We start from the raw sequence: 24,147 nt of genomic DNA on the forward strand, positions 1-24,147 counted from the left end.
CACAGATCTGGTTCAAACGGAGCTTCGTCGTGCCGCAGTCTGCCACCCTCATCGCCGATCCGTCGCCCGTGCCGCTGCCCGAGGACGTCTCGTTCACGCCTTCGTGTCACGGTCTGCTCGATCTGCTGCTCGCCGTCGGCGACGGCCGGTCCGACCAGGGCCGTGATCATCCGGTCGCGGTCGTGCTCGCGCTGGTCGCGGCGGCCACGGTCGCCGGCCTGAAGGGCTACACCGCTATCAGCGGCTGGGTCGCCGACGTGCCTGCTGAGATCCTCGACAGCCTGTATACGCGGGTCGAAGCCCGCCCCGGTGCACGACCGTCACGCTCGACACTGTGGCGGGTATGCACCGACACCGACGGCGATGTCCTGGACGCGGTGATCGCCGAATGGACCACCGCCCAGCGCACCGGCACCGGCACCGGCACCGGCGAACAGGATTCCACCAGCAGCGATACACCGGCACAGATCCGTCTGGACGGCAAGACCGTACGCGGCGCCGTCGACGCCGACGGCGAGCAACTGCATCTGCTGTCCGCCCTGGCCGGATCGCCCGGCCCGGACCCGGCCGCCGTCATCATCGCCCAGGCCCCGACCGACGGCGCCAAGACCCGCGAACCAGAGACCGCCCGCGCCTTGCTGGAGACCCTCGATTTGCGCGACGCGACCGTCACCGCCGACGCCCTGCATACCGTCAAGGCCACCGCCGAGCTCATCCACCAGCAAGGCGGCCACTTCGTGCTACCGGTCAAAGAGAACCGGCCCGCGCTGTTCGATGCTCTCAACGTCCTGCCCTGGGCCGACACGCCGATCGGTTACGAGAGCACGGAAACGGGGCACGGCCGTACCACCCGCCGCACCATCCGGGTCCTGCCCGCCCCGCCCGGCCTGCCGTTCCCCCACGTCAGCCAGGTCTGGCTTATCGAACGCTACGTCACCACCGGCGACGGCAAGCAGTCCGCCGCCGCGCAACTCGGTGTCACCAGCCACCCCGCCGAGGCCGCCGGCCCGACCGAGATCGCCGCGTTCAACCGCGGCCAGTGGACCATCGAATCCCTGCACTTCATCCGCGATACCTGCTACCGCGAGGACCACTCCCGCGTGCGCACCCGCTCCGGCCCACGCGTCCTCGCCTCGCTACGCAACCTCGCCATCAACGCCCTACGCCTGGCCGGCCGCACTGATATCACCGAAGCCACCCGCTGGGCCAACCGCGACATGACCAGGCCATTCACCATCCTCGGCCTCACCGGATGATGTTGAAACGGCCGTGCCGTGTCAGGAGACGACGGCATGCGTCTTGATCGACAGGGCGGGCCTCACGAAGTGCGCCGGGCACACGGGTCACCTGGTGGGCTGGCTCCGGGCTGACGCGGCCGGCAGGGCCCCCAGCGAGTGGCACCTCTGACCGGCCCGCCCACCCTCCCAAACACGAAACGCATACACTCCGACCGGACTGACCGAATCACCAGTCGGCCAGGACGTCGAGCGCGTCGGGTACGAGTCGCGACAGCGCGGCGGGCCAGTGGACTCGTCCCGTTGCTGCAAGTCACGTGCGCCGGCATAATCACTGACTGGACGTTTGCTTCGGGTAGAAGACCATAAGAGCCAATTCGCATATTCATGGACGCCACAGATTTTACCCGGACCATGACCATCCGCACTTTCGGGAACGCCGACGGATTGCCGGCCGAACCCGCATACCCGGACGCAGCCACGTTCTCCGGCGTGTCCGGCGCGTCCCACTCGACCCCGTCGATACTCATTAACTGCCACGGCCCGAGAAACCCACCCCGGGTCAGCTCCTCCGCGACCGGCACCGCGACCCGGTCGAACACCTCGACCATCGGCTCCGGCCCCAACCGTTTCCGGGCCAAGGTGATCCCACCCGAGGTCGGCGCCGTCCACTCGCGATCCCAGCACCCCCCACGCTCCGAGGGTCTCGGTCAGCCGGACCGCGACCTCCTCGTAGTCGTCGTCAGCGAACAACGCCAACGCCATCGCGAAGTACACCATCACGTGCGGCGGACAGCTTTCCATCCGAACGCAGCGCCGCCTTGCCCGTGACCTCGACCGCCTCATCGACGACCTCACGCGGCACCGACCCCGGGAGGACGCTGATCGAGATCCAGTCCGGCAACCGTCCACCCACGACCTGCGCATCCGTGACCACCCACAGACCGTAACGCCCGCAACCGGCGGACCTATCACCGCGACACCAATGGCCACGAAACCCCAGCACACAACCATGATCAACTTACGTTAAGTGGCATTGGTTCTTGGAGGCATTCCGGATGGAGATCCACTATGACCTCCGTACCAGCCGCGCCACGTCCGCAGCTGAGATCAGCGCAGAAACAGTCAACCAGCTCGCTCAGCAGGCCGGGCGGGCGGAAGCCACCCTCTGACAGGCATCCGCGAGCACCCATCAGTCAGAGCCACATCAAAGGGAGCGACCCGCCGAGTCAGGCGGGTCCCAGATGATCAAGGCTAGCAGTTTTGGTGAGCGCCCCCGGCAGGGCACCAACCTGCGTATTCGGGGCGGCCGGCTTGCGCGTGGCTACGCCAACACGACATCCATATCAGCCACGGTCGGATATGGGAATTTGGTTCGTGTTGGGCCTGATACTTGTACTCCTTCACGACGACCAGTGGAGAGACAGTGCTGGAGCTACCCCGTCGAGCCCTCCAGCCGTGATCGCGGACTGTTCGGATAGGTGGTGGCGGGATCTTCGTATGCGGCATGGCTGGCCGGGCTGAGGTCGGTGATGAGGGCTCGGAGTCGGGCTTCCTCATACAGGCCGTCGGCGTCGGGTAGCCATTCGGTGGCGCCAGGCAGGACGAGCATTTCGGCGAGGAATCCGCGGCCTGCAGTGTCGCGGTCAGCGGTGACCCGTAGTTGGACGTCGGCGGCGGCGAGGCCGCGGAGCAGTGTCCATGCTGCCGATGAGGGTCGTCCGTAGATGCACACCAGCGGCAGGCAGGTGGTGCCGAGTTGTTCGGCGGCGGCCTCGGCGACGGCGGGGTTCTCGCAGACGCGCACGACGGTCAGCGCGGGTGCAGGTGCCCAGCCTCCGCGTAGGCTGCGGCTGGTCAGCCATACCGGTTCGCCGTGTTCGGCTGCAGCGCCCGCGATCCGGGTTGCTGGGGCTTTCCCGGTCAGGGTGAGGTTGAGGACCAGGACGGTGGCGGAGACCTCGTCGCAGCTGATCCCGTGCTCGGCCCACACGTGCCGCCAACGATCGGCGGTCAGCGCGGTGTCGGCGGCGGAGGCGGCGTTGTCCGCGGTGGCAGAGGCGGCCGCGAGCAGGCGGGCGGCGGTGCGGCCGAGGTCGTGGTCGCGGTCGAGGCGGTGCGGGTCGCCGTAGAGGGCGTTGGCGATTTCAGCGAGGGGTCGGCCGGTGCCGGGCAGGGCGTGCCACAGGTGTTGCAGGTCGTCGGAGCGGCGGGCGGCGGTGTCGGGGTCGGTGCCGAGCCAGCGGCGTTTGCGGGCAAGCTGTACGGCGTGGTCGGGAAGGCCTGTGGTGGTGAGGCTGGTGTAGGCGGCGTCGATGGTGGCTGCGGTGCGGGCGGCGGCTTGTTCGCGGCGGCCGCGGACGTCGTCGATGGCGCCGCCAGTGCGGGTCAGCAGGTCGAGCAGGTCGTCGCCGGTCCGGGTGAGGGCAGTGCGGAGTTTGCCGAGGGTTACGGGCTGGCCGGATGTGTCCCACGCCACGCCAAGATAGCGGGCCACTTGGGCTCGTTCGGTGGCGGTGAGCTCGACGCGGACGGTGACGCCGTTGCCGGTGCGGCGTTCCTGCAGCAGTTCCCGGACCGCGGTAAGGACCTTGTGCGGGCCGGGCTGGGCGGCCCACCGGTCGGTTGCCGCGCTCATGCGGGCTCACTTTCGTCGATGCCAGCCGCGTCCGATGGTTCCTCGGTGCCGGTGTGGTGGGCGCCGTTGGTGTGCGGTGGCTCGACCGGTGCCGGGTCGGGGAGCATCGTGGCGAACAGGTCAGGGCCGAGATCTTCGGCGCTGCGGCGTGGGGTGAGCAGCCGGGTGGCGTAGTCCCCGACGGGGATCTGTTCAAGGGTGTGCCCGGCCCACAGCATCAGGGACAGGTCGACGCCGGGAATGGGTGCGGGTGCTCGGGTGATGACCCAGACTGCGGCGGCGGGGACTTGCGCGACGGCGACAAGCGGTGCGGGTCCGGCGAGCAGGAAGTCGAGGTCGAAGTCCGTGAGCATCCGCATCATCGTGGCGCGGTTGCCGGGGTCGACGCCTTCGAAGGCTTCGTCGAGCCAGAGCGGCCGGGGTGCTTCTGGAGATTCGGAATACAGGGCGACCAGGGTCGCCAGCAGCGGCTGCAGCAGGGTGAGGACTTTGCCTCCGCCGGAATCGACGCCGTGGACTTTCCTGGTGAGGTCTTTCCACCGGGTCTCGTCGTCGTCGCTGTCGCCGACTTTGTATTGGGCGACGACGTCGAACCAGGCACGATAGTCGAGCAGTTCGGCGAGGCGGTCGGTCCAGTCTTCGGTGCCAACGAGGCCGGCTTCCTGGGCCTCGCGCAGACGGGCGCCGAGGAACAGTTGGATCTGTTGCTGGGCGGCGTCGGATTCTATGGTGCCGTCCAGGAGTGCTTTGAGGATCTTGAAGCCGGGCGCTTGTCCTTCGGCGGGGACGCGGCGTAGCCGCAGCGTGATCTTGTTGGCGCCGGTCGGATGTTTCTCCAGAACCTCGTTGACAACCGCGAGCAGCGTGATGACCTTCTTCATCCGGTCGGCGAGGTGGTCGATGAAGGTGGAGGAGAGAAGTTCGGTGTACATCTGGTGGAGCTTCTCGTCGTGGGTACGCGACAGGTCGTCGACCAGCTTTTGCAGGTGCAGGATGGCTTCAGCTGGGTCGAGCGAGGTGCCAGAGGCATCGACGATCAAGGTGACCGACGGCAGGGGGTGCTGGTCGTCGGCTTCGGTGATGATGATCGAGCGGCCGCCGTGGGCTTCGAGGACGGTGCGCAGCTCGATCAGGGAGCTGCCGAGCATGCGCGAGAGTGCGGCTTCAACGCGTTTGGCCTTGTCGTCGAGCCGGTCGGGCCACATCGGCGGGCGCAGCCGCTCGGTGGCGGTACGGGCGTGAGCGAGCGCGGCGGGCAAATCACGGCTGTCCGGGGCGGGCAGGTTACGAGCGGCAGTGAGGCCGGCGTCAACAGGTGTCCACCAGGCGGCAGCCGCGGCGTCGCGGTGTTCACCGGCCGCCGTGTGGTCCTTGCAGGCGCCCTTCCAGGCGTTCTCGGCTTCACCCGCCTCTTTGGAGCGGGCCAGGCCTTCGCGTCGACTGGCCGAGATCGACGGACCGTATTCCTCGACTTTTCGTTCGAGTTCTTCGGCCTGGGCGAACAGCTGTTGCGCGTCGGCGTCCACGGACTGCTCGGCCAGGGTCGCGTTCGTGTCGGCCAGCTCGGCGGCTGCCGCTTCACCTTCGGCGAGGGTGACGGCGGCGGTGACCCGGCCTTCTTCGGTGGTGAGCCGTTCAGCAGCATCCGTGGCCGCGGCAGTGGCGGCTTTGAGCCCGCGCAGTGCCAGCCGCAGGGAGCCGGCGGCGGCGGCGGTTGTGTCGAGGTCTGCGGCGAGGGTGTCGAGATGCTCCTCGCTGGTGGGGAGCTGGTTATCGACGCCGTACCGGATGACCTCTGCTGCCTTCTCCTCCGAGAGGGTGCGGGCCTGTTCTTCTCGGCCGCGAGCGTCGCGGTAGGCGGTGCCGGCTTTCTCGGCTTCGCCGGTCGCGGCGGTGTGAGCAGCGGCAGCTGCGACGACGTCGGCGTCGGTGGGTGCCTGCCTGGCGCTGGTGCGCAGGTTCGTGACCTGGGTGCTGACGGTGTCGGCTTCGCCGGTGAGGCGCTGCGCTTCGTCGCGGAACGCGGTGGCTTGCGCGCGTAGGTCGGCGATGTTGCGGCGGCGGGTCGCGGCGCGGGCGGCGGTGCCGATCAGTTCAGCGCCGTGTTCGGCGGGGGCTGCCCGGCCGGCTGCGGCGGTGGTTCGCCAGCGTCCGTCGGCGGCGAGGCACACGGTCGCGGTGAGCGGGCCGTCGGTGGTGTAGCCGATGCCGTTGAGGATCTTCGTGACAGCGTCGGTGAGGGTGGCGGCGTCTTCGGCGGGCTGCAGCACGGCGGCCAGTGAGGTTGTCGCGACAGGGAGGGTGCCGGTGGTGATGACGGCGTCGTCACCGTGCTCGGGTCCGAAGGCGCCGTCGGTGGTGACCCATGTGTCGAGCAGGCCCGCGGCGGCCAGGGCCGCCTCGACATGGTCGAGGACGGCGGGGTCGAGACCGTCGACCGGGTCGAGCAGTCGCCACAGCGGGGCGCCTGCCGCTGTCGGGAAGGCGGGACGTGTCCGGCGGGTCCAGCGCGCTGGCGGGTCGGGGATGGGGTCGCCGGCGGCGGCGAGGTGGTCGGCTTCGGCGTCCGCCGCGGTTGCTTGTGTGGTGGCGGTTTTCGCGGCGGCGCGTAGGTCGGCGGCGCGGGTGATCAGCGGTGAGGTGACCGGGTCCAGCCATTGGCGGGTCAGCAGGGCGGTGAGTAGTTCCCGTGGCCGGTCGCCGCGGGTCTGGTCGGTGACCGCAGTGATCCACTGGGTGCGGGTCTCGGTCGGTGGTGCCCATTCGTCGAGGGCCGATGCCCAGCGTTCCAGGTCGTCCGACAACGTCTGTACGGCTTGGTGCAGGGCGTTTTCGGTGGCGGTGGCGGCGTCCGTACGGATGATGAGTTCGGTTTCCGCCTTCTGCGCCAGGTCGTCAAGGGTGTTCCAGGTCGCAGCGGCGGTGCTGGCGGCGCGGATGAGTTTGCGCAGTGCAGCGACTTGCCCGCGGCGGTTGGTGATCGCGACGTCGAACCGGTCGACGTCTCCGGCGGCTGCCCAGGCCGGTGCGTGCTCGCCGAGCCCTGCGGCGGTGGCGGCCTCGACGGCGTGCCCGCCGGCGGTCTCGACCTCCTGTTGCGCGATCGTGAGCTCGTCCGCCGCCTTGTCGCGGCGGCCGATGGCCTTCTCCAGGTCGCCACGGGTGGTGGCCAACTGGGCGGTGGCCTTGCGGGCGCGCTCAGCCGCGGCGTTGGCCTCAGCGCGCAGGCGTTTGGCGTCGTTGGCGCGCTCGACGGCGGTGGTGTACGCCGATGAGCGCAGCAGTTGCATTAGTTCGGCGCGGGTGCGCCCGAGGGCCTTCTCCAGGTCGATGGTGTTCTGGGCTTCGTCGTTTAGGCGGGCGCGGGCTGAGACGAAACTCGAACCTTGAGCACGTGCGCGGCAGCGTCCCGGCGGAGCCGGGACATGATGGTTTCCGAGCATGGTGAGGTGCTTGCCGTGGGTGGCCGGGGTGCGGCAAGCTGGGTCGTTGGTGGGGAGAGCGACCACGTTGTCGGCCCTTGTGGTCTGACCTTTTGCCGGAGAACGGCCTTGTCGGCGCTCTTCCCACCGCTTGTGTGCGGGTGCTGCTGGTAGGCCGTTTCAGGCGGCGGCCTCGCCGTCGTGGTGGCTGCCGAGGCTGTCGTCGTCGTACGGGCCGTTGTCGTGGTCGACGAGGACGATCTTCTTGCCGGACAGGGCCTCGAGTTGGGCGATCAGTCGGCGGGTGTGGGTCTCGGGGTTGACGCGGCGGGTGTAGTAGTCGTGGCCGAGATCGGTGTAGGGCTTTCCAGTGGCCAGCACGGTCCAGATGACCTTGATGAGGGTGTGCGCGACGGCGAATCCGGCCTTCTTGGCGGCGGTCTTGTTCGCCTTGCCACCGAAGCGGCGGTGCAGCCGGTGAAACCGGGCCCCGAGCCGGGTCCGCGTGCGGGAGGCGGACAGGGCAGCCTCGATGAGGATCGACTGGACGTGCGTGTTGCCTTTGCGGTGCCGGGCCCGGTGGCGCCGGCCGGCGGACTCGTTGTTGCCCGGGGCGAGCCCGGCCCACGCGGCCAGATGCTTCGCGGACGGGAACCGGCTCATGTCCACGCCGATCTCGCTGACGATCACCGCCGCGACCCGGTCGCTGATCCCGGGGATGCTGGTCAGCAGCCGGATCTGCGCGGCGAACGGGGCGAGCAGCCCGGCGGGTTCGGTCGCCGCCCGGCGGCTGGTGCCCGGGGCCCCGGGGTGGCCGATCTTCTCTTTGACCTGGTCGATCATCTGGTCGAGGTGGTCGAGCCGGGCTAGGTGGAACCCGATCATCTGCCCGTGATGGGCGGTGAACCGGCCGGCCAACGCCAGCCGCAGGTCCTCGGTCTTGTTCCGCAACACCCCACGCGCCAACCCGGCGAGGACCTGCGGGTCACGCTCGCCGGCAACGAGGGCGTCCAGCATCGCCCGGCCGGACACGCCGAACGTATCGGAGGCGACCACGTCCAGCTTGATCCCGGCCGCCTCCAGGACCTTGAGCAGCCGCTGCTTCTCCCGGGAGCGTTCCTCGGTCAGCTTCGTCTGATACCGGGTCAGGTCCCGGATCTCGCGGATGTCGTCCGGCGGCAGGAAACTGCCCCGTAGCAGGCCGACCTCCAACAGCCGGGCCAGCCATTGCGCGTCCTTGACATCGGTCTTGCGGCCCGGGACCGCTTTGACGTGCGCCGCGTTGACCACGTCGATCGTCAGGTCCGGCCCGCCGGCTTCCCGTAACGCGGCGTACACCGGCCACCAGTACGCGCCAGTCGACTCCATCGCCGCCCGGGTCACCCCGCACTCGGCCAGCCACGCTCCCATCGCCAGCAAATCCGCGTAAAACGTGCGGAACGTGCGGGTCTTCTCCCGCCGCAGCGCCGGCCGCCGCGGATCCGGGGTCCGCACCGTCACTGTGACCTGCTTCTTATGCACATCGATCCCCGCGACATGCGTGTACAACACGTCCAAACGACACGCCTCCGTCCCGATCACCAGCCAGGGGCGATGTCGCTCGCAGAGCCCGTCATAGACTCATGACACTGAGACACGTGCACAGGGGGCAACAACCTGGGGTACCAGGGACGGACTCCCGCACCATTCTTGCTTTCAGGCACCGCGAGGGCACCAAGCCCAACCGGCGACGGCGAGCGACACCGCCGACCGAGTTTCACCCACCTGTGGGTGGCCCCGCCAGGGGCCATGGTTTTCTTGCTTGAGCGTCGTTTCCGCTGCGGTGGCGTCGTCGCCGGCTTTGACGAACGCGGTGTCGGCGGCGATCAGTGTGTCGGCGTGCAGGCGCAGGACGGCGTCGCCCCAGGGCCGCCAGGCCCGGTTGAGGTAGACGGTGATCGCTTTGCGGGCTTCGTCGGCGTGGTCACGGTCGCGGGCGAGTTGTTCGAGTTCCTGCCAGCCGTTGGCGAGTTCGGTCACCTCGCTTTTGGCGACCGGGGGCAGCGCGGAGCGGATCTGGGAGGTGAACCAGGCCGGGTCGAGTTTCTGTCCGAGGTGTGGGGTGCGCAGCACCTTCAGCATCTCGATCACGGTCGCGTAGCGTTCGGTGTCGTCGAAGCCGAACAGGTCGGTGGCGAGCCGCTCGGTGTAGTCGGAGCCCTTCGGGTAGACGGTGACCCCGGCGATGCCCTCGAGTTCCTTGGGTTCGGTAACCGCCTGTCCGACGGCCAGGTCCAGGCCGTCGCGGACGCGGGCGGTGCCGTGGCAGACGACCCAGGCGCGGGTCATCTGCTTCACGCCGCGTTTGGTCTGGGTGTAAAGCATGGTGGTGACGAATTCGGGGGTGCCGAGCGGGCCTATGCGGCCGTATTCGACCCAGGCCCAGCCGCGATTGGTTGAGGTGGAGGCGTCGCGCCGGTCTCGGTCGTCGGTGACGGGTTCGACGTAGTACCGGTATTCCTTCTCGGAGTCGCCGAACGTGTCGACGTACTTGCGGTCGAGGCTGCCGGCGAGCATGAGCAGCGTGGTCAAGGCCATCATGGTGGACTTGCCGGACTGGTTCTGGCCGACGAACTGGGCGCGGCCGTCGGCGAACCAGTATTCGGCGACGTCGAATTCCCACAGGCCGATCACGCCGGCGCGCAGGACCTGCCAGCGGGAGCGGGACGGGTCGGGCAGCCCGGCGGTGGTCACGGCGTCTCGCCAGGCGGCCAGTTGCTCGTCGGTGGCGGCCGGCCCCGGTGCGGGCAGGTCGAGCGTCGTCATCGGGTTGGCTCCGTCGGATCGATCAGGGTGATGTCGGGGTCGCGGTAGCGGCCGGCGACCGGTGACAACGTCCACGAGCCGTCCGGGTCGACCTGGAGCAGGCCGAGTTCGGTCAGGATCGTTTCGGCGTCGCTGCGGACGGTGCCGGGCACGGTCTTCTGGTCTTTGGACATGTAGTCACCGCGCCATGCGACGAGGTCGTCGACGACTTCATCGACCTGTGTACTGGTCAGCCGGACGGTGCCGGTGGGGGCGCGGGTGCCGTGGCGGCCGGCGAGGTCGGCCATCAGCAGGGCAACCCAGTCCGCGGCGCGGGCGCGGGGCCAGTCAGCGACGCTCGGCTGCCGGTCCGGGTCGTCGGGTAGGGCGAGCAGGAGCCCTTCGGCGCGGGCTTCGACGGTGCCGCCGGTCATCTGCGTCAGATCTGCGGTGCGCAGCCCGCGGGCTTTGCGTAGCGCGTCGGCGTCGTGTTCGTCGAGGTCGGCGTAGACGACGGCCGGGGTTTCCAGCAAGGCCCGTAGTTGCCGCACGGTGCGGGTCGCGGCGAGCTGCTCGGCATCAGCCTCGGGTGAGTGCAGGGCGGCTGCCAGGACGTCGGGGCTGGTCATCAGCAGCAGGGCGTCACGGTCGACGTCGTAGCCGGCGCCGGGTCCAGCGCCGTCTTCGGTCCAGTCGAGCAGCATCTCGTCGCTGGTGCGGCGGCGTAGCACTCCCCAGTCGGCGAGCAGGGTCGCGGCGTCGCGCAGCAGCCGCCGTTGCGGTTTCTGTTCCGGGTCGTATCCGGTCACTGGGGTGCCTGCGGCGCCGGTCAGGTCGCGGACCATGTCGGACAGCTGTTGCAGGGTGACGGTGGTCGAGACTTCTTCGCAGCATCCGGCCAGGCAGCAGGCCAGTGCCAGCAGCCGTCGGCCGGGCGCGCCGGTGGGGCGTGGTGGGGCGGTGACCTGTCCGCCGACGGGTACCCGGATCAGCCGGACGGCGCGGCCGATGCGCTGGATGCGGTAGCCGGCGCGGCGGGCATGGTCGGTGATCTGGCGTTGGTGGCGTAGCACGTGCCGGTGCAGGATTCGGTTGGTGGCCGGGGTGATCAGCGGTTGGGCGAGCAGGCCGAGGAAGGCCTGCTGGGCTTCCTTCTCGATGGCGGAGGTCGCGGTGTTCACGGGCGGCTCGCGGCCGGGGTTATGTGCAAGGCGATGTCGGGATGGACCAGGCGCCCGTCAGGAGTGTGCACTATCGCGGCGGGGGCGCCGTCCGGCGGTGGATCGGCGTGCAGCTGCCAGCGGGCGTCGCCGGTGGTCGCCGACCTGGTGCCGGCCTGGTCGGGGCGGGCGGCGGCGATCGTGCCGAGCAGGACCAGCAGCATCTGCAGCTCGTCGACGCTCACGTTGCGCCATTGCGACAGCCGCTGCCCGGACCGGGCGAGGATTCCGTTTTCGGTGAGCGCGGCCTGCGCGGCCATGCGGGCGGCGCGTTCCCGGGCGGCGCGTTTGGCGCCGGTGCGGTCAGTGAGCCGGGCGGCGGTGCCGGTCACGGCTTTGGGGCCTTGTTTCCGCAGCCGCGCTTCGATCGGGACCGGGTCGGCGTCCCAGAACGACACGGCGCCGGCGCTACCGGCCGGCGGGCTCGTTTCACCGGGCAGGTGCCGGGCGGCGAACAGGCCGGTCGCGGCGCACCACAGTCGCCACGCGGCGTCATCGTCGGCGGCCGATTCCAGGCGTGCCGCCAAATCGAGCAGTTCAGCGCGCCGGGAGACGTGGCCGCCGACCGCCGCGAGAGTGCGCTGCCCGCGCAGCAGCGGCCCGATCGTGTCGCGCATCTGCCGGCGTAGTTTACGGGCCTGGCAGTCCGGGCCGTCGAACCAACGCCGCAGCGTTTGCAGGGTGTGCTGGTGGGTGTCGACCAAGGCGTCGATGGCCGGGTCATCGGCGTTGGCGCCGAGGGTGTGCACGGCGATACGCCGCCACACGTCGGCAGGCAGCAGGGCGAGTCTCCCGGCGCGGGTGGTGATCGTCTCGGACTGGGTATCGATGCCGGCGCCCCACATGTCGACGTAGCGGCGCAGGGTTTCCTGCACGGTGGTGATCTTTTCCGGTGTCGGGGCGCCGGCCAGAGCTCCGGCGAGGCGCGCCTGCCAGCTGGCGGCGGCTTTCACCATCGACTGGTGGGTTGTGGCGATCACCGACCACGCGGCGGCGGCTGCGGCCGGGTCGGTGCGGGCGCAATCGTGCAGCAGGTTCAGGTTAGCGGTCAGGATGCCGGGGGCGAGGGTGGCGGCGGCTTCGGCCGCGGTGTCGTCACCGAGGGAGGTGATCGCCCGGTGCAGCTGGGCGACGGTCTCGGTCAGCTGGTACCGGTCGCGGTCGAGGACGAATTCGGCGTCACGGACAGCTTTGTCCTGGAACGTATAGACGACACCCCAACGTTCGAGCCGGGTCATCCGCTCCTTGAGCCGGAAGCCGGGGTCGTCGAGCAGGGCTGGGTCAGCGCCGAGGTGCTGCAGGCGCCGGCGTAACAGCTCGGGCAGGTCGGTGGCGGCGACGCCGGTCAGCGTGTGTTCCTGTTCGGCAAGCAGCACGTCCACGATCAGCCGGTACTGCGCCGCGAACCGGCTGGTCAGATAGCTGGCCTGCAGCAGTCCGCCGGGGAGACCGGCGAGCTGCCACAGGTCGAGACCGTCAGCGGGACGTTCGTCGTCATCAACCTCAGAACTGTCCGGCCGCACCCGCATCCCCTTCCCCGCCGCATCCCGGGAACGCGCTGCTGCCCGCAGTGTACGGGCGGGGCGCGCTGCCGTCCGGCGAGCATAGGAGCTGGATGCGACAGGTACCGCTTGGCGAGTTCGTCCAGGTGACGATTCGCACCATGATCAACTGGTGGCGTTGCGCAGGCACGGCACTACTGAACATCACCATTCCACTCGATACGGGCCAACTGTCAGCTCCTTGACACTCGGCCTCCCCGGCACCGGGCCACTCGCCCACAGGACCCGGCCCGGGGCCGCTCCACCCGATCGGACCGACGCGACCCGCGCCGTCGTCGATCCACAGCGCGATCAGGCCGCACTCTGCCGTCCGCGCCGCGTCCGGCGCGCTGGCCACGGAGCCAGCGCCAGACATGCGCTTCCCAACGCAACGCTGTAGAAGGGATCGTCGCCATCGGCCGTCACGCCCGCCATCCCCGCGAACGGATCCGTGAGCGAAGCCACGACATCGCCGGGGTAGGGTACTGCTCCCAGAGCAACTGCCAGTCGTCGCCGGCACCCCACAGCCGCCGAGAATCACCCCTCACCGGCTCCGACAGATCCGGGCGATCCAGCGGGTCGTACCACCAGTTCCCCAGCCCCCATCGCTTGTCCGGCGAAACGCAGGCGACCCGGACGAAGAGGCCCGCGAGCAGGGACTGCATGTCGTCGCTGACAGGCGGAATCGACGCCAAGTCAGTCTTCTCCGCCTGCGTCAGGCCAAGTCCGTCGGTTGACGGTTGCCGAAACGGACACCGCCCGGAGGCCTGCCTCAGCTCGAAGGGTCTCGGAGCCCGGCAGATAGCCATGGCTGCGCCGGTCCCGGAAAGCTTGCCCCTGAACCGTGTGACCCGCGCCGACCGGGGGCGGGCGTGGTTGACGGACGACGCAGGCTGCCAACCCATGTCGACGAAGTTCAATCGAAAGGCGCTCAGCTGGCGACCGGCTGCGGTTGGCGCCACATCACGACGGGGCTCGCAGCGCCAAGGCGGCCGCGAATGATCTGGCCTGGCACGAACTCGTGCCTTTTGTACAGCGCACCGTTGCGGTCGGTCGACGACTCGAGATAGGTCGGTTCCCGGCGTACGTCGAGGCGCTGAAGCCGATGTGCGATTAGCGCCCCGCGACCATCCTCAATGGGCCGGAATCCGGTTCAGGGGCGTGCACGTCGCCATCGCCTATGGGTGTCAGAGTCGATGCGACCGACGGCACAGGGGCATCCGCAGCGCCGACAGCCCAATCCTTGGCGAGCGACTGCCGATCTCGGCAGTAAGCAACCGAGTCGCTACCCGAACTTCAGTCACCTGCTGGCGGCGGCGCGCTTTGCCAGCATCATCTCTGCGTTGTCTGGCACCTCGGCGAGGCAACCTCACGCACTGTCGTAAAGCGGATGACGCGCCGGCGCGAGAGCGACCATGTGCCGGAAGCTCGGCGCCCGTGCCGGGCGCGGAGCTGACAGTCGTTCTCGTGCCGCAGCTCGAGCTTCGGAGCCTATTCTTCTGCATCGGAGCTGGCTTCCTCATCGGCTGATTGCGCGGTGCGGCGGTACTGCGGATGGTCTTTGTCCATCTGGATTGCCGCGTGCAGGGCGACCGGGTACCGGGCGCGATCGGACCAGTACATGGTTTGGTGGCAGAGCTGGGCGGTGGCGAACGCGAGCGCTTCGTGGGAGACGCGGTCGTTGAGGGCGATGGGAAAGATTTCCGTGGCGGTCATCGAGTACCACGGCTCGGGGATCTCGCTCTTCCGGCGTTCTTCCTTGTTCTCCGAATTGACGGAATGTTTCGCGTCCCAGCGGGTGTACTTCGCGCCGAGCCGGCCGGAGTTGCCGCCGTCGTAGTTGCGGGGAACGTTGCAAAGCAGCCATACAGGGGTGCTGAAGTCCGTCTCGATCTCGTACAGCGCCTTGGTCGTCTCGCCTTCTTTCTCCTCCTCTCGGCTGCTGAGCACGTGAGTGTAGCTAACCGGCGGAGGCACCCGGTCGTCGGCGATGTTGATACGGATGACCGCGTCGGGCTGTTCGTCGGCGGGGAGGGTGAAGCCGGGCAGCCAGTATTTGCTCTTGCGCGTGTCGGGATGCAGCCCCTGCTTGCTGTTCTGCAGACCATCCCAGATACGCCGCGCGCTGTCTTCGTCGACAGTGACGACATAGGGGCGGCCGTCGAGTTCTTCAACGAGGTCTTCCAGCGCCCGTTCGATGATGGCCCCGATGTCGTCCCACCGCTGACGGTGGGACTTCTTGCCGCCAGCCTCGCTCGGGTAGTTCGTGGCGTGGAACTCGTTCTGGGCGCAGCGGTAGGGCTGCCAGCGAGCAGCGGTCGAACTCCAGCCGCGCAGTTGCCACACGTCGCCCGCGACGGCCGGCGGAACCAGTGCGGTTGCGGTCACGACGGCCTTGGGGGCGCCTTTCTCGCGTTTGCGGTTGTTCTGCTGGCGGATGTGGAATCCGACGTGGGCGATGCGGTCGGCGCCGTATGCGGCGTGCCGGGCTTCGGGACGCAGAGCGTTGGCGATGCGATCGTCGATGATGCCGAGGGAGCGGTACAGGTCGAGCAGCGCCATCTCACTCGGGTGGTCGGGCGTTTTCGGCGCGATGACACCCTGCGCGTTCTTGCCGAGCAGGTACTGGCTCGCGATGTCCCGGCCAGCCAGGATCATCTTGGTTTGCGGCTTGGCGTCCAGTTCCTGCAGCTCGGCCGGTTTGCGGCCGGGGGCGTCCTCGGCAGTGGGAACGTGAGTTTCACACCACGTGCCGACCAGCACGCCGCCGCTGGAGTCGAGCGCCGCCTCGGCCGGCTTCAGCGCCTTCGTTCTGCCGTGCGGGCTGCCATGGGTGAGAAAATCACCCATGAATCGGAAGACCGCGGTGACCGTTCCGCCGTAAAGGTCGATCTCCTGGCCGTCGCGTGGGTCCAAGCCCTCGGTGGCGAGGCCGTAGGTCTTGGCGAGGGTCGCGATCATCCGCAGGCGGGTCTCGTCGCGGTACCACAGACAGACCAGGCGCAGTTTAGTGAAGCCGGCCGCCTTCACTGCGGCGGCGATGGAGGCGGGGTCAGGGAATGCGGTGCCTTTGCCGCGCAGCCGCACCTCGGCGCCGGCTTCGCGGGCAGCCTTGCGTCGATCCAACTCCGCCTTGGACACCTTCTCCGGGTCGGTGGGCCGGTGCGGCAAGGTCAGGGTAGTGGCGCGCGCGACGATCGGTTGGGCCAGATCACCGAGCCGGTCCACGATGTGCTGGTTGAGCACCCGCAGGTGGTGCATGCCGGTGCCGACGCCAATGGGGAACTGCCGGTTCTTCGCCAGCACCGGCCAGATTTGGCTCGGGCGCTCGCGGGAGAACGTCAGCTTGGGTTTGTCGTCGTGGCCGACCTTGGCAATGGCTTCGGCGCGCATCCGTTGTTCGGCCTGCGAGCGGGTCGCGATGGCTTGCAGGATGGAGTAGTCCATGTCGAGGCGCCCGAGCGCTTCGAGCGCGTATCGGCTGATCGTGCGGGCTCCGCCACCGCCGTGCAGAGCGACCTCGAGGATCGGCCGGTTCTCTCCGGGCTGGACCGCCAGGACCGTCCTGCTGAAGATCAGCGAATCCGAGATCCGGGTCACCCGGGAGGTCACCATGAGTACGGGGTTGACGATGTTCGGCACGGTTTCCAGGCTCAGTGCGGTACGTGACAGCGCGTACCGGCCGCCCTGGTCGCTCTCCCACGGCTTGTCGAGGGCTACGAGGCCGCCGGTGACGTCCGGGCGCAACGTGACGCTGAGCCCGTCGCGAACCGCCCACGGGCCGGCCAATTTCTGCGCCAGCCCCCAGGTGATGGTGCGGTACACCCAGTTTGGGGCGACCGGCTGAACACCGTCCTGCGTCCGGATGTGCTGGGCAAGGTACTCCTTCTTCTCCGGCGTATCGGCGATGCTCTGCGCCACCTCCGGGGGCCGCCGCAGGTCGATCTCGTGGATCGTCACGCCGTGGGCAAGGCCGTAGGTGAGGGTGAACACCCGGCAAAGCAGCTTGTCGTCGATCGGCTCCCGCGAGGCCAGGAACGGCTGGGGACCGCCGGGCTCGAAGTAGACGTATCCGCCGGTGAGCACGCTGAGCACGGTGGTGGCGATCGAGTACGGTGCCTGCGCTGATTCGTTGCCGTACCGGTCTTTGCAGGCGCGTTCGAAGTTCTCCCAGAGGGAGCGGGTCTCGGGGCTCAGATGCCGAAGGTACACGGCGTCGTCGCGGACCAGGTCGGGGGTGCAGCGGTACGCGAGCGTGTCGAGATAGCGACCGGGAGCACGGCGTTGTGGGGTCACTCGTCCTCTCCTCCGAGAGCAGTTGTCAGAGGGTATTCGTTCGGGTCGATTCCGGCGTACGACAGGAACGCGTTGAGCGCTTCGCCGTACAGGGCGTTCATCTGTGCCCGCACCTCGGGCGGCCATTTGGCGTGGATGCGGCGCAGAATCGTGTCGAGATCAGCGCTCCAGGTGTCCTCGTGGAACGCGAAGTCGACCATGTGCAGGACGGCTTCCGTGCCGCCGCGGCGGGCCCGTCCGGCGAGCTGGATGAGGTCGACGATCATGCCCGCGACGACTTCCTCCTGCAGCGACTTCTGCATGGAGGTGAACTGGTTGGCCGAGCGCAGCAGCAACCGCAACCGCTCCCACGCGGCGTCGCGAGCACCGGCGAGCGCGGCGATCGGGTCGCTGCTTCCGCTGGCCGGCAGGGCTCGCATGCCGGCGGCATTGATGCTGGCGTACATCTCCGACGGCTCGTTGAGCAGCGCCAGGGGCCGTACGCACAGGTAGACCGAGCGCACCGCAGAGCGGATGCCCTTGACGATGTTGAGCCCGCGCGCGATCAGCGGCAGCGGCACGACCAGGATGTTGCCCCGGTCAGGGAAGGTCTCGAACTCCTCACCGGTCAGCCGCACGGCACGGTCCTCGCGGGGCAGGTCCGGGTTGAGGCTGTGCCGGTCCTCGGCGCGCACTGCCACACACAGCCCGGACCGGTAGGAGCCGGACTGGGAGATGCCGCGGGCGAGCCAGGCGCACTGCTCATAGGAGTTCGCCACCACCAGCACGTGGGCACGATCAGGGTCGTTGACGGCGGCTTTCTCCAGCTCACTCCGGATGTAGCGGTCGTAGAGCTGATCGCCGAGTTCGATCAGCGCATCACGTTTGCGGCTGGTGTGCAGACCGGAGACCTTGATCGGTTCGCCGAACAGCGGGTGGCCCTTGCCGTACTCGACGCGGCGTTTGCGGGCGCGGATGGAACGTGCTTGCGCGTCGGTCATCCACCAGCGCACCGGTGCGTGCACGTGCTCGCGGACCGCCTGCGGGAAGAACGCCGTCGCCGACAGCCCCATGACCGGCCGCTGCGTGCCGGCCAGGCTCAGCGAGACGATCCCACCGAGTTCAGCGGTGAACAGGTGCGGATCACCACCGATGGTCTGCGCCACCAGCTCGGCGCTGCGTTCCCGGTCGTCGAGACCGGTTACCCGATAGCCGGTCAGAGAACGGCCGAGCATCCCGATCGGCATCACAGCGGTGATCGCCGAGTTCTGCAACTGTTCGACGATCTTCTGAGCGGACCGCAACCCGGACGACCGGTACCGCTGAGCGGTCTTGCGGACCTCGGCCAGAGCCTCGTCCAGTTCGATCATCACTGCGCGGGTCGCCAGCAGGTTGATGATCTGCGCACGGCGATGCCCGTCGCTGATCGAATCTTCCAGCAGTTCGTGCAGTTCGATCTTGACGGCGTCGAGCAGGGTCTCGCCGCGCGGCCCGACCAGTGCATTCAGGCCGCGTTGGACATCAGCCCAGACCGGCTCGAGCGTGCCGCTGGCCCGTCCGTGCCGGTCCTCTTGCTGGTAGCGCTCGGGCATCAGCGCGTTGATCCGTTCGATGACCTCGGCAGGGATGCCGGCCTCACCGACCTCAAGGTCGGGCCACAGCAGTGCGGCGAGCGTCCGGTCGCGGCCGCGGGCCATGTGCCAGCGGCTGCTGGTCTGGTCGGGAATGCGTTCCTCGGCGCGTTTATCCTCCACGACGGTCAATGTCAGCGCGTTGCGGCAGATGCTGAGCAGCAGGAACTCGGCCATGAGCCGGACGTGGCTGACCGAGGGCAGCAGTTCGTTCTCGTCGTGGATGGGCAGCCGTTTCGCGTCGGTGTCCATCGACTGCGGAGCGGATGTCCAGTGGCGGCGCGAGTGCAGTTTCACGTCGCTGGCGCAGCGTTCGATGGCCCGGGACTGGAACTGGTCGACCTCGTCGATGAGCACGGCGTGGCACGTGCGCAGCGCAAACTCGGCGGCCGTTAGCGTGTACACGGGCCGGCCGTCGAGGTTGACGCCGATGCGCAGGGAGCCCTGCAGGAACAGGAAGTGGTTCATGACGACCACGTTGGCGTCGCACGCCTGGTAGACCGGGGCGAACTTGCTGCAGGTCGGGATCCACGGGCAGGCCGACATCCCGACACCCTGCCGGACCAGCGACAGGCACGGTTCGCGACCAGGCGGATAATCGCCGGTGGCCTCGGTGAATTCCCGCTGTGCGCAGCCGTAGGCGAGCGGGTCGATGTCGCGTTCTCCGCGCAGCCCCCAGTCGCCGGGCGCGTCGGGATCCTCGTCGATCAGCGAGGCGTGCTTGACGGCGCGCTCGTGCATCCGGCTGGTGGACATCAGGTGTGCGCAGGTCGGCATGTGCTCCAGCGCGTGTTTCGTTTGCAGGTGGGCCAGGTCACCGCGGATGTTCCACGTCATGGCCAGGCAGGACTTGATGTCGGGCTGCACGATGGCCAGACGCCGGTTGTTCAGGGCGAACCAGCTGGCCATGACCCGGACCAGGACGCTCTTGCCGGTGCCGGTCGGGGCGTGGAAGATTTCCAGCCCGCCGGCCAACATGGTCATGACGTCGCAGGGCGAGACAGTGTCGGTGGTCTGCAAGACCTCGAACAGCCCGGACAGCGTGGTGTGCAGAAACCGCTTGTCGGCCGGGAACCGCTCGTCGATCTGCGCAGCCAAGCTCAACAGCTCGTTCGCGGGAATGCGCAGCTCGGGCTCGTACGCGACAGTCGACGCGCGCGGCAGCCGGTCATGGCCGAACGGTTCGGTGAAGTGCGGATAGCGGGGAATACGTACCCGGCCGTAGATCTGACCGCCGTCCTTGACGTAGATCGTCGGGGTAGTCCACGTCCCGGGGCCAGCGAAGTCCGGCGGTTTCGGGCGGGCGCTGGGGCGCCGGAACCGGGCGGTCTGCCGGTCGGCGTACTCCAGCAGGTCCCCTCCCACACGGGGGTACGCGGCGTCGGCCTGGAACGGGTTCTTCCCGGCAAGCTCGAACGCCGCCAAAGCCACGGGCTTGCCCTCTGTTCCGGGATCCGGCGGCGCGAGGATCGTGCGGGCCGCGACGGAGAAGGCACGATGCTCGGCCAGGTCGGCCGGGGCGACCGATCCGAGCAACGCGATGCGCTGCTTCTCGGCATGCGCGAGCCCGTTCCAGCGGTCCCACACCGTGTATTTGCCGGACAGCAGGAACGCGGCATCGGCAAACCCGGCGGCGTCACGGGCATCACCCGCGATACGGCGGGGGAAGTAGTGCGCTGCCAGCGCCAGCGCGGCGTTCACCACGCTGGTCTGCACGGTCGGGTCGCTCACGCCCACCTCACCCCCGCCTTCGTGCAGACCAGCTCGCCGAAGGCCGACGCGGTGACCGCCTTCATGCCGTAGCGGGCGCACACCTCCGACAGCAGAGGAATCTGCCCGGCCCGGTAGTCCGGGACCACGAGCCATTCGGCACCGCCCCGGTCGCCCTCCTGCGCGTGGATGAGGCTGCCGAGCGTTGTCGCCGATGTGTAGTCCTTGACGTCGACTTTGAAGGGCTTGCCGACGCCGGGAACCTTCACTCGCAGGTCGTAGGCGTCAAGGGATGGCCAGAGTTCCGCTGCCAGGCCACGCTCATACAGTTGGTCGCGCAGCGCCAACTCGGGAATGCCCGGGACCGTGGTGTAACGCCACACGCCGCGAACCAGAGCCTTGTGCTTGTCCACCGGCGTCGGCTCCGGGATCGCGTCAAGGTCGGGGAACAGCACCGACTCGGGACCGGTGGGCGGGTCCGGGCGCGACTCGGGACGCAGTGCCGCGGCTGATCCGTCACTGGTCGGCCGGAACAGATACGAGGCGCCCATCTCGGCGTGCGGGGTGTGCCAGCAACGGGCCGAGCCTGTCAGGACGCTGGCACTCTTGCGCAGCACGAGCCGCATCGGCCACCGGCAGATCGGGCACGGATACCACCAGCCCTGGTGTGTCGAGCCGTACGGGATCTCCTGGTAGAAGTCGGCCACGCTCGGCGGCAACCGCAAGTCCGCCAGATCATCCGTGTGCCCGGCCGGGGTTCGGATCAGATCCTCGCGCCCGTTCTCGTAGACCGATTGGACACCTTGCTTGCTCAACGCCTGGTAGACCGTCTCCTGCTCGACCTCCTCGCGGAATTCCCGCACGCCCGCCACGCCCGCGGCCCGGTGGAGTTTGTGCAGGGTGTGCAGCAGCATCCGCTGCTCGAAGTCCAGGTCGAACGCGTTCTCGGTGATCTGCCCGTCCTGATCGACGACAGCCAGTCCCTTGAGGTCGACCGGTTCGACCCCGGCAGGCAGCAGCTGCGCGAGGTCACCCGAAAGTGCATCGCGGAATCGCCCGAACGGCAGCGGGCTGCCGGGCCCACGCGCGGCCAGGACGCTGCCATGGCACTCCATCAGCGTCTCCAGCCGCTGCTCCGGTTTCCGGCCGGGGCTGGTCAAAGCCTTCGCGGCGTGCACGGCGGCCTTGGTCACGAGATAGCGTGCATGGTCATCGCTCAGTGTGCTGGTGTCGTCATCGACAGCATTAGTCACGTGGGCGGATGCTAGACCCACCCTCCGACAAGAAACCGGGCGCGAAGCGACTGGGCCCCGTGTCAGAAGTCAGACGATGCCCTCGATGCCGGTGCAATCCACTTGCGGATACCGCCGACGATAAAGATCAACGAACGCGGCGAGGTGCTGTCGGCCCAGGTCGGTCAACCGCCACCGGAACTCCTCCACGTGCGTCCCACCGGCGGCGAGAACCGCCACCGACTCGATCAGCCCTCGGCTCGGCGGCCCGCCGGCAGCGCTGCGGTAGCCGACGCCGAGAAAGAACAGCGCCCGGCCCGCCAGCCGATCCTCCGGCAGACCGTCGGGCTCGGCCGCCGCAACCCGGACCAGAACGCTCCACAGCCACTCGGACAGCAGATGCGGCTCGTGATCAACTTCCACCGGCTCGTCCAAGCCGGCCCGGGCCGCGGCGCGGCCACGCCGGGTGATCTCGACCAGGACCCGGACCACCTCACCGGCAACCGGGTCATCGACGACATCCTCGGTCACGACCACCAGACCCCGCCGGGCCAGGGCATGCACTGTCGGACCCGTACCCGGATCGTGGACGCCGCGCCGACGCAACCGCTCCTGCAAACGGGTGTACCCGGTCTGCGCCGGCGCGCCTTTGAACGCCAGCGGAAGCCGACGCCAATCAGCACTCCTCGGAACCGGCAACCGCTGCAGCCTGCGCATCCACATCTCCGTAGCCGTCATGCGGTCGTCGCGCATGATCTCGCCCAGATACACCCGCTGGCGTTCATTCAGCGATGCCCACGCCGCGACCGCAGCGCGCGAAGGGCCACCGCTGTCCGGCGTCTCCACCAGCGGCGCAGGTTCCTGCGGCCGGGTACGCATCCACGCGTCCAACACCATCCGTACCGGCACTGCGTAGATCCGCGCCAGCACAGTCACGAGACGACCGGCCACCACCGGTGTGTCCCACCCCGGCTCATGAAGCGACTCGCCGTTTTCCAGCGCGGACAGCATCTCAGCCGATACGCGCAGCTCTCGACCAGCCGGAGACGATCCGGCCAGCGCCGCCGCGTCGGCCAGCCTCAACCCCACCGCGAATCGTAGGTCTGCCAACGTCTCACGACCCGGTTCGATATCGATCAGCTCATCAGGGCGGCAGCCGACAGCCCCCGCCAGGCGCTCCACCCCAGCCGGGCCCGCGGCACGCAACCCCTCCTCGTAGAGGAAGACCTCCCGCGCGGACATCGCTGCCAGCGCAGCCACATCGCGCCGAGACAGACCACCCGTCAGCCTTCGCGCGCTCAGCGCGCCCGGGATCAGCTGGCGGGCTGACGAAGTGGCACTGTCGGTGCTGAGAATGGCCGTCATCGCGACCACGTCAGCCCGAGATCAACAGACACCACCATCAAAGCCATCGCAACGTCACCAGCAGCGACGATAGCCCGTCGTTGGCCGCGGCGCAGAAGACCGGCCCAGGATCACCGGCTGCGCCACCACGACAGGCTATCGAACACATGTTTCATTTTTGCACGGATGAGCCGGTGGGGTCGAGTAGCCGCAGATCACGGGTTCCATCAAGCCGCAGTACGGTGCACGACCGGCGCCCCGATCACGCGACTGCAATCCATACACCCATCTCAACGACATCGGACCGGCACAGAGCCGGATACGGCGGCCTTGCAGCTGCTGGCGGACCAGGAAGGCATCGCCGCAACATCAGAGCGTGATGTCGCCGTAGCCTCTACCAACGGCTGGACCGGTCCCTCGGTGGGAACGACGCCGAACGGCGAATCCTGCGCACCTACGCCGAGCGGTACGTACGGCTCAGCCCCGACATCCCCGCGCTGATCCCGCAGGTCTACCTCCACTACGACCCGTACACCGAGCGCCAGGGGTCTACCGCCCTCACTCGCCAGCGAATGGACTTTCTACTGCTGCTGCCTCACCGGGTCCGTGTCGTGATCGAGTGCGACGGCAAGCAGCACTACGCGGACGACGACGGCCGGGCCAGCCCCCGCCGCTATGCCGAGATGATGACTGAAGACCGCGAGCTACGGCTCAACGGTTACGAGGTCTACCGATTCGGAGGCGCTGACCTCGTCGACGGCCCGGAGACGGTACGCCGCCTCGACGCCTTCTTCGACCGGCTCGCCGTTCGCCATGCTGCTTGAACGCCGGCTATGCGCTGTGGCCGACACGCTGCGGCGCTACATCTCTACTACACCGGCTGCCGAGGAACGTCCTGCGCGGCCTGCGGCTGCTGGTCCGCCCGGAGACCGTGCTTCGGTGGCACCGGGATCTCTTGGCCCGCTCCACGAGTTGCTGGGCGAACTCCCGCTCCGCCGACGTCGGCTGCGGAAGTTGAGCAGCAGTCGCTTTCTTGTCTGCCAAGACGTGGTCCTTCCCGGACAGGATCGACGTCCTGTCCAACGGACCACACCCAGGTCAACACGGAAATCTGC

13 protein-coding genes and 1 pseudogene are annotated in these 24,147 nt (G+C 68.5%); 2 read left to right on the top strand and 12 right to left on the bottom strand.

What is annotated here, in order from left to right:
- The first annotated feature begins 29 nt into the window (after positions 1-29).
- The gene (locus ACN27G_RS15135) at positions 30-1,256 is read left to right on the top strand and encodes an ISAs1 family transposase (RefSeq protein ID WP_421491150.1); all 1,227 of its coding nucleotides are present in this window, start codon (positions 30-32) and stop codon (positions 1,254-1,256) included.
- Between the two features lie 87 nt (positions 1,257-1,343).
- Here the strand turns inward: ACN27G_RS15135 and ACN27G_RS15140 are convergent, their stop codons facing one another.
- The 12 genes and pseudogenes from ACN27G_RS15140 to ACN27G_RS15195 all read right to left on the bottom strand — a co-directional run bounded on the left by ACN27G_RS15140 (position 1,344) and on the right by ACN27G_RS15195 (position 23,053).
- Entirely contained in the window at positions 1,344-2,039 is a 696-nt protein-coding gene (locus ACN27G_RS15140; protein WP_421493451.1) for a transposase domain-containing protein, read from the bottom strand.
- Complete coding sequence (locus ACN27G_RS15145; protein ID WP_421493452.1) at positions 1,978-2,172, bottom strand: hypothetical protein; 195 nt, start codon at positions 2,170-2,172, stop codon at positions 1,978-1,980. The genes ACN27G_RS15140 and ACN27G_RS15145 overlap by 62 nt, the downstream gene beginning before the upstream one ends.
- A 498-nt stretch (positions 2,173-2,670) precedes the next feature.
- Positions 2,671-3,873 (bottom strand): TIGR02679 domain-containing protein, encoded by a 1,203-nt coding sequence (locus tag ACN27G_RS15150; protein ID WP_421493453.1) that lies wholly within the window; start codon positions 3,871-3,873, stop codon positions 2,671-2,673.
- A complete protein-coding gene (locus ACN27G_RS15155; RefSeq protein WP_421493454.1) occupies positions 3,870-7,382 on the bottom strand; it encodes an SbcC/MukB-like Walker B domain-containing protein in 3,513 nt (1,170 codons plus the stop codon). Before ACN27G_RS15155 ends, ACN27G_RS15150 begins: the two co-directional genes overlap by 4 nt.
- A gap of 93 nt (positions 7,383-7,475) precedes the next feature.
- Entirely contained in the window at positions 7,476-8,846 is a 1,371-nt protein-coding gene (locus tag ACN27G_RS15160; RefSeq protein ID WP_421490773.1) for an IS110 family transposase, read from the bottom strand.
- A gap of 246 nt (positions 8,847-9,092) precedes the next feature.
- Positions 9,093-10,100, bottom strand: a pseudogene (locus ACN27G_RS15165) (chemotaxis protein); the annotation flags it as partial.
- Positions 10,097-11,260, bottom strand: a complete 1,164-nt coding sequence (locus ACN27G_RS15170) for a TIGR02678 family protein (RefSeq protein WP_421493455.1) — start codon at positions 11,258-11,260, stop codon at positions 10,097-10,099. The pseudogene ACN27G_RS15165 and the gene ACN27G_RS15170, both read right to left, overlap by 4 nt.
- On the bottom strand, positions 11,257-12,828 hold the full coding sequence (locus ACN27G_RS15175) for a DUF2397 domain-containing protein (protein ID WP_278062218.1): 1,572 nt from the start codon (positions 12,826-12,828) through the stop codon (positions 11,257-11,259). Before ACN27G_RS15175 ends, ACN27G_RS15170 begins: the two co-directional genes overlap by 4 nt.
- A 1,503-nt stretch (positions 12,829-14,331) precedes the next feature.
- The gene (locus ACN27G_RS15180) at positions 14,332-17,136 is read right to left on the bottom strand and encodes an RNaseH domain-containing protein (RefSeq protein ID WP_421493456.1); all 2,805 of its coding nucleotides are present in this window, start codon (positions 17,134-17,136) and stop codon (positions 14,332-14,334) included.
- On the bottom strand, positions 17,133-20,477 hold the full coding sequence (locus tag ACN27G_RS15185; protein ID WP_421493457.1) for a hypothetical protein: 3,345 nt from the start codon (positions 20,475-20,477) through the stop codon (positions 17,133-17,135). The genes ACN27G_RS15180 and ACN27G_RS15185 overlap by 4 nt, the downstream gene beginning before the upstream one ends.
- Complete coding sequence (locus ACN27G_RS15190) at positions 20,474-21,709, bottom strand: hypothetical protein (protein WP_278062224.1); 1,236 nt, start codon at positions 21,707-21,709, stop codon at positions 20,474-20,476. Before ACN27G_RS15190 ends, ACN27G_RS15185 begins: the two co-directional genes overlap by 4 nt.
- Before the next feature lie 69 nt (positions 21,710-21,778).
- The gene (locus ACN27G_RS15195; RefSeq protein ID WP_421493458.1) at positions 21,779-23,053 is read right to left on the bottom strand and encodes a hypothetical protein; all 1,275 of its coding nucleotides are present in this window, start codon (positions 23,051-23,053) and stop codon (positions 21,779-21,781) included.
- Positions 23,054-23,604: 551 nt separating this feature from the next.
- Between ACN27G_RS15195 and ACN27G_RS15200 the strand changes: the two genes are divergently transcribed.
- Complete coding sequence (locus ACN27G_RS15200) at positions 23,605-23,856, top strand: hypothetical protein (protein WP_278062226.1); 252 nt, start codon at positions 23,605-23,607, stop codon at positions 23,854-23,856.
- The last annotated feature ends 291 nt before the right edge of the window (positions 23,857-24,147 follow it).

It is taken from the genome of Plantactinospora sp. WMMB334 (assembly GCF_049179095.1).
Taxonomy (GTDB): domain Bacteria; phylum Actinomycetota; class Actinomycetes; order Mycobacteriales; family Micromonosporaceae; genus Plantactinospora.

Bases quoted from the DNA above. Each gene is read 5' to 3' on its own strand.
- ACN27G_RS15140 (WP_421493451.1), bottom strand. From the start codon at position 2,039: ATGGAAAGCTGTCCGCCGCACGTGATGGTGTACTTCGCGATGGCGTTG.
- ACN27G_RS15150 (WP_421493453.1), bottom strand. From the start codon at position 3,873: ATGAGCGCGGCAACCGACCGGTGGGCCGCCCAGCCCGGCCCGCACAAG.
- ACN27G_RS15175 (WP_278062218.1), bottom strand. From the start codon at position 12,828: ATGCGGGTGCGGCCGGACAGTTCTGAGGTTGATGACGACGAACGTCCC.
- ACN27G_RS15195 (WP_421493458.1), bottom strand. From the start codon at position 23,053: ATGACGGCCATTCTCAGCACCGACAGTGCCACTTCGTCAGCCCGCCAG.
- ACN27G_RS15200 (WP_278062226.1), top strand. From the start codon at position 23,605: ATGGACTTTCTACTGCTGCTGCCTCACCGGGTCCGTGTCGTGATCGAG.